Raw genomic sequence first — 5412 nt, forward strand, 5'->3', positions numbered from 1 at the left:
CCACGACCTCGGCCACGTTCACGCTTGGCAGGGGGTTGACGAATTTGGGCTCGGGCAGAACGGGGTCGGGGCCGATCTGGCTGGTGATGTCGAAACCGTCGGTGGCCTGCGCGGTGGCGGCCAGCGGCACGGCAAGGCCCAAGGCCAGAACGGTGGAACCGGACAGCATCAGCCTGCGCCGCAGAATGGAATTATGGGTCGTCATGATGGGGCGTCCTTTTCAGGCGGTGCGCAGGGTCAGGGGGGCGGTGGCACGACGGTTCAACATCGCAGCCAGCAGCATCAGCACGCAGGTCACTGCGGACAGCGCGACACCCCAGGGCATGATGGCGGTCCAGCCGTCGCCCGCATGCAGCAGGTTGTTGGCGAATGCGGCCAGCATGACCAGCACGTACATTCCGACCGCGCCCCAGGACGGACCGGGCCGGCGGGTCAGCAGGCCGACCAACCACAGCACGCAGCCGATGCCGGCCACGATCATGCCAAAAACAGCAGCCAAGACGAAAAATCTTTCCACATCAGGACGGTGGTCTGAAGATAGGCCAGATCGGTCACCAGAGGCAGGGCCAGAAAGCCCGCCGATATGTGGGTCAGGACCGACAGGCCCGGAACGGGGCGCCGCGCGCCAAGGGGGTGCGGGGAATAGGCGGTTGCGGCCATGGGATCGCTTTCGTGAAATGCGTTATGACCAATAGAACGGACAAACCCCCGCGATGTTCCACCATGACGCACAGCGATCGCGTCGGGGCCGCACCCGAACCGGGCGCGGCCCCTGCCTGGTCAGGCTGCGGCGCGCGACCCGGTGCCGCGCAGGCGGCGGACCGCGATGTCCAGGCCCAGCATCACCAAGAGCGACGCCCCGGTCAGCGGGAACAGGATGCCCCCCACCGCCAGGATGGCCAGCAGGCCGCGGAACACCCGGCGGTCGGCGGGCATCGGCGGCACGCCCATCGCGCGCGACGGGCGGCGCTTCCACCACATCACGCCTGCCGACACCGCCAGCAGGATCACGCCCGCACAGACCGCCAGCAGCAGGATCTGGTTCGCCAGCCCGAACTGCTGGCCCATATGCGTGTTGATCCCGAATTCCAGCCAGCGGCCCATCGGCCCGTAATCGGCATAGCTCATGTCGACCAGGGGTTGGCCGCTGTACTGGTCCAGATGGACCACCCGCTGCTGGGCCAGGTCGTCGGGATAGACCGATCCGCTGTAGACGCCCGTCGGCGACGAGGGCAGCGACACCGAATAGCCCTGATGCAGGCCAAGCCGTTCCAGCTCCGCCACCGCGGCGTTCAGCCCGATGGGGGCCGCCCCGTCCGCAGGGGGCAGGGTTTCGGGAACGCGCGCCTGTTCCAGCGACCATGATGTCTGCGCGGTGTCGGTCAGGCGCTGGTCCGACATGGGCACGTCGACCCGCACGCCCGCCGGATAGCCGAAGTTGTGACCATTGGCCCATTCGTTGACCTTGCCGCCCCAGACCTGCGACCAGGGCATGCCCGTCACCGCCAGGAACACGATGAAGCCGCCGACCACGATGCCGGTGACCGCATGGGTGTCGCGCCAGAACACGCGCTTTTTCCGGTCGCCCAGGACCGACATGACGCCGCCCGACTGGCCGCGGGGCCACCACAGGAAGATGCCGGTGGCGACCAGCAGGATGGTCCAGCCGCCCACGATCTCGATCACGCCGCGCGCGACGGGGCCGAAATAGCGCAGGCTGTGCAGGTAACGCACCGTCCACATGACCGTGCTGCGTTCGGGGCGCGCGCCCAGGACATAGCCCTCGTAGGGGTTCACGAAGACCGACATGCGGCGGCCGTCGTCGGTGGCCACCGTCACCTCGGCCGAGACATGGGGCGCGGGCGGGTCGGTGTACTTGACCGCGCGTCCGGGCACCGCGGTGACGGCCGAGGCGACCAGCGCCTCGGCGCTGAGCGCGCCGGTCTGGGCGACCTCGACCCGCTTGATGTCGGAATGGACGATCATGTCGATCTCGTCGCGGAACAGATAGGCCGCGCCGGTGATGGCCAGCGTGATCAGAAAGGGCAGGACGAACAGTCCCGCATAGAAATGCCAGCGCCAGACGGCGCGGTACAGGTCGGACGCTGCCGCGCGCGGGCGGGTCGTGGCGTCCATGGTCGTGTCGGACATGGGTTTCCCTGTCGATTTCGATGTCGGTGTGGCGGCGCGACCCCCGCGCCGCCCAGGGGGTCAGCTGGCCATCAGGCGGCGGATGGTGCCCATCGCGCGCTCATGCGGCTCCTGATAGGAGACGAGGCCGAAGAAATCGCCGCGATCATCGAACAGCAGCACCTGGGTCGAGTGATTGACGGTATAGTCCCCACCCTCCAGCGGCACCTTCTGCGCAAAGGCGCGGAAGGCGGCCACGGCCTTGTCGACCTCGGCCGGATCGCCGGTGATGCCGGTCACGCCGGGTGCCCAGGACACGTATTCGCCAAGGATCTCGCGCGTGTCGCGTTCGGGGTCCACGGTGATGAACAGCGTGCGCAGCTCCTGCCCGTCCTGGGCCAGATCCTCCTGCCAGGCGGTGACCTCTCCCAGGGTGGTGGGGCAGATGTCCGGGCAATGGGTAAAGCCGAAGAAGACCGCCGTCGGCTGACCCTCCAGGTCGGCTTGGGTAAAGGGCTGGCCGTCGGCGGTGACCAGGGCGTAATCGCCCTTGCCCAGTTCCTGCATGGCGATCTGATGGTCGGTGGGCGCGGGCTGCAGGACCGTGGCCCACAACAGCGCGGCACCGGCCACGACGACCGCGGCCCAGGACAGCACCCGGATCAGGCGAAGGCTTTGATGCGTCATGTTCAGTGCCCCGCGTGCGGGTCGGTGCCGTGCGCTGCGTCGCCCGCCGCGCGTGCGTTGAACGCTTGGATCGACAGCGGCACGGTGAGATCGCCCGCGGTCTCGAAGGTCAGCGTGACCTCGACCGTGTCGCCCTCGACCAGCGGGCCAGCCAGCTGCATGAGCATCAGGTGATAGCCGCCCGGTTCCAGCGACACGGTCGCGCCTGCGGGGATCGGCAGGCCGTCGTCCAGCGGACCCATCGTCATGATGTCGCCGTTCATGACCATCTCGTGGATCTCCATCCGACCGGCCATGTCCGACGATGCGGCGACCAGCCGGTCGTCCTCCTCGCCGTCATTGGTGATCGTCAGAAACCCGCCCGCCACCGGGGCATTGGGCAGCGTGGCGCGGGAATAGGGGGCGGTGACGGTCAGATCGCCTGCCTGCCACGCAGCGTCCGGGTCGGGCAGGGACAGCGCGGCATCCTGGGTCGCGGGGCCGTGGTCGGCATGGCCCGCGCCGTCACCGGCGCCATGGGCCCATGCGGCGGGGGTCAGCAGGGTCGCGGCAGCAAGCGCCGCCAGAAATCCGGATGTGGTCATGTCTGTGTCTCATCTGTGAACGGTACTGTGCGCGGCGGCCGCGATGCGGCTGCCGGACGGTCGCGGCCCCCGGGCGCCATGCGGGGCCGGGTCGTCGCGTCGGTCTCAGATGAGTGTGGGTGGTCCGCGTGCGGCGGGGGTCAGAACCTCGGCCCGGCGGACATGCAGGGGGATGTCGATGCCGTGATCGGCGTCCAGTTCACGGACAAGCGGTGGGGTCATGTCGATCGCGGGGGACGCCAGGACCGATTGCCCGTGCAGCGCCCAATCGCAGGGCGCGGTGCCGGGATGGCCGCCGCGACCCGGTTCGTCGGCCCGGTGGACCTGCCCGTCGGGGGTCATGATCGCATCGACCATGCCGTCGCCGGTGCACAGCACGATCCGCATGCCGCCCGCGGGGGCGGCCTCGATCATCGTGCCCTGGCTGATCGTGGCCAGCATCAGGAAGGGCACCAGCAACAGCCAGCGCAGCGCGCGGCCCGGCGTCAGCCGTGCCCGTGGTGGTCTGCCGTTCTGGGAATTGCGACGGATCAACGCTGTCTCCTGGCTGCGCGGCATCGATAGCGCAGCCGGAAACCAAAGTGAAGATGCCCCGAAGCCGCAGCCACGGCCACTGATGTCATGCCCCGGATGCAAAGCGATAGCCGACCCCGGCTTCGGTGAAGATGTATTGCGGATTTCCCGCATCGTCGCCGATCTTGGCGCGCAGTTGCCGGATGAAGACGCGCAGATATTGGCTGTCCTGCAGATGGGCGGGGCCCCAGACATGTTCCAGCGCCATGCCCTGGGTCACCAGCCGCCCCGCGTTCGATGCCAGCAGCCACAGCAGGTCGAACTCCTTTCGGGTCAGGTGGATGTCGGTCCCGCCCTTCAGCACCGTCCGGGTCGAGGCGTCGATGGTCAGGTCGGCCACGTGCAGGGCCGCCCCCTGCGGGGCCGTGCCAGCCCGGTCGCGCAGCAGGCCGCGCAGGCGGGCCAGCAGTTCCCCGATCCCGAATGGCTTGGTCACGTAATCCTGCGCACCCGCGTCCAGCAGGGCGACCTTGTCGGCCTCGGACGCGCGGACCGACAGGACCAGCACCGGGACCTGGCTCCACTCTCGCAGCCGGGCCAGGACCGCGCGCCGTCCATGTCGGGCAGGCCCAGGTCCAGGATCACCGCCTCGGGGCTCGTCAGGGCGCAGGCCTCGATGCCCTCGCGGCCGGTCGCTGCCTCGGTCACGTGATGGCCCTGCGCCTCCAGCGCGACGCGCAGGAAACGGCGGATCGGGGCCTCGTCGTCGATGATCAGGATGCGGGCGGGAAGGGTCATGCGGGCGCGTCCGGTGCAAACAGGGGCAGGGTCAGCGAGATGCGCGTGCCGCCCCCGTCCGCCTTGGCCGCATGCGCCGCGATCCGCCCGCCATGAGCCTCGACGATACCCCTTGCGATGGCAAGGCCAAGCCCGGTGCCGGCGCGCTGTCCGTCGCCCTCGGCCACGCGATAGAACATGTCAAACACCTTCTCGCGCGCATCCGCAGGAATGCCGGGCCCGTCGTCGCTGACCGACAGCTCGGCCCACCCGTCTGCGGCACGCGCCGAGACGTGGATGGCGCTGCCATCCGGCGCATATTTGGCGGCATTGTCCAGCAGGTTCATCACGACCTGTTCGATCAGCAGGGGGTCCACCAGCACCGGGGGCATGTCCGCGGGGACGCTGACATCGATCCGGTGCGCGCCAAGCGCGTTTCGCAGGCGATAGCGGGCGCTGCCGGCAATCTCCCTGAGGTCTGCCGCGACACGCGTGGGCACAAGCGCGCCGTGGCCAAGACGGGTCATGTCCAGCAGGTTCTGGATATAGCGGTCCAGCCGCTCGCCCTCTTCGCGGATCGTCGCGGCCATGCTGGCGCGGGCGGTGGCTGACAGCTCCAGCGCCGGGTCGGCCAGCGACGAGGCCGCCCCGATGATCGACACCAGCGGCGTGCGCAGGTCGTGACTGACCGAGGACAGCAGGGCCGCGCGCAGGCGTTCGG

Annotated in this window: 8 protein-coding genes and 1 pseudogene; all 9 read right to left on the minus strand. The window is 69.1% G+C overall.

Annotated features, from left to right (window positions below; genetic code table 11):
• Positions 1 to 205, minus strand: a 205-nt coding sequence (locus TY51_RS17325; RefSeq protein WP_042251936.1) for a hypothetical protein, incomplete at its 3' end; no start/stop codon positions are given.
• A 15-nt stretch (positions 206 to 220) separates the two neighbouring features.
• Positions 221 to 499, minus strand: coding sequence for a hypothetical protein (locus tag TY51_RS17330; protein ID WP_156118107.1), 279 nt, complete (start codon positions 497 to 499; stop codon positions 221 to 223).
• Positions 478 to 660: a hypothetical protein gene (locus TY51_RS20535; RefSeq protein ID WP_052650410.1), complete on the minus strand. Its 183-nt coding sequence runs from the start codon at positions 658 to 660 to the stop codon at positions 478 to 480. The genes TY51_RS17330 and TY51_RS20535 overlap by 22 nt, the downstream gene beginning before the upstream one ends.
• A gap of 120 nt (positions 661 to 780) precedes the next feature.
• On the minus strand, positions 781 to 2151 hold the full coding sequence (locus tag TY51_RS17335) for a PepSY domain-containing protein (protein WP_042251939.1): 1371 nt from the start codon (positions 2149 to 2151) through the stop codon (positions 781 to 783).
• 60 nt (positions 2152 to 2211) lie between these two features.
• A complete protein-coding gene (locus TY51_RS17340; RefSeq protein WP_042251943.1) occupies positions 2212 to 2817 on the minus strand; it encodes an SCO family protein in 606 nt (201 codons plus the stop codon).
• A gap of 2 nt (positions 2818 to 2819) precedes the next feature.
• Positions 2820 to 3401: a copper chaperone PCu(A)C gene (locus TY51_RS17345; protein ID WP_052650412.1), complete on the minus strand. Its 582-nt coding sequence runs from the start codon at positions 3399 to 3401 to the stop codon at positions 2820 to 2822.
• A 105-nt stretch (positions 3402 to 3506) separates the two neighbouring features.
• Positions 3507 to 3935 (minus strand): hypothetical protein, encoded by a 429-nt coding sequence (locus tag TY51_RS17350; protein WP_052650414.1) that lies wholly within the window; start codon positions 3933 to 3935, stop codon positions 3507 to 3509.
• Between the two features lie 85 nt (positions 3936 to 4020).
• Positions 4021 to 4712: pseudogene (locus tag TY51_RS17355) on the minus strand (response regulator).
• The coding region (locus TY51_RS17360) for a sensor histidine kinase KdpD (RefSeq protein WP_042251948.1) at positions 4709 to 5412 on the minus strand (704 nt) is incomplete at its 5' end. The gene TY51_RS17360 and the pseudogene TY51_RS17355, both read right to left, overlap by 4 nt.

It is taken from the genome of Paracoccus sp. PAMC 22219 (assembly GCF_000787695.1).
Classification (GTDB): domain Bacteria; phylum Pseudomonadota; class Alphaproteobacteria; order Rhodobacterales; family Rhodobacteraceae; genus Paracoccus.